Here is a 1066-nt window from a genome sequence, read left to right on the forward strand (position 1 = left end):
TGGTCCTTAATGCATCGTGATACTGCTGCAATTTTCGCCCTCAACTTTCGTTCTATGGCGCGCCGTCCGTCGTGCCAGTCCAATGAGTATCTTATAACCGCTTCAATGAGTATTCCAACTACATCATACACGCGAAAAATCCGCCGCAGGATCGGCCAGACTTGACTTGCAATATCTTCGCATTGCCGCCCTTTTTTAGCGTCAAATGACTTGCACTAACTTCGATCGGTGCTTGTCATTTGGAGATCAGCAGGCTCTTATCCATACTAAATGCAAGAATAAGTTAAGAGACCAGAAATGCTTTTGGTACCAATGTAGCCCCCAGACAATCTAGAGTGTCTTTGGGCGCTCGAGCACATTAGTATGGGACGTATTGACATAGCTCTAACCCGCACCCTCCTCTACTTCCGCAGGGTTTCCGACGGTAAGGAAAAAGATCCTAGAACAGTTTTTTTCGTCGACAAACGCCGCCAAGTGGCAGACTGAAATTCCCGCCTTAGCGCACGCGCCTGCGATAGACCGCTCAACTAAATTCAAACCAGTCGGGCCCTAGATGACTAAATTACATTGCCTAGCTTTCCTATTGATCCTTTTCGTAAGTGGCGCCAGCGCCCAGACAACTGTTGACCTCACCCTCGACCAAGCCCGCGACGTTGCAACGCAAGCTTTGTTTGCCGACGACCCCCAGCTCGCCATACAAATCGCCGAAGCAATCCTGTCGCAAGTCCCGGACGACCGCGCCTCGTTGTTGATCGTCGCTGCCGCTGCTCCCCGTCTTGGTGATCCGGAACGTGGCCGCAAGGCTGGTGCGCGCGCATTTGCTGTTTCGACCACTGATTTCCAAAAATACGAAGCGGCCCGCCTGACCGCCTTGGCTGCCGCCAACGAAGAACGCTATACACTGTCCACTTTTTGGCTGCGCCGTGCTTTGACGGTGGCCCCCAACGCCGAAGAACGTGCGCGCACACTCAATGATGCCCGCGGCGTAACCCGCCTGAACCCTTGGTCCAGCAATCTGTCGTTTTCACTGGCCCCGTCCAACAACGTCAACGGCGGTGCAGAGGAT

1 pseudogene is annotated in these 1066 nt (G+C 53.5%); it reads left to right on the top strand.

Annotation, left to right across the window (positions count from 1 at the left end):
- Nucleotides 1–583 precede the first annotated feature (583 nt).
- Nucleotides 584–1066 (top strand): annotated as a pseudogene (locus QZ197_RS15490) (hypothetical protein); the annotation flags it as partial.

This window comes from Yoonia sp. (assembly GCF_017854415.1).
GTDB lineage: Bacteria > Pseudomonadota > Alphaproteobacteria > Rhodobacterales > Rhodobacteraceae > Yoonia.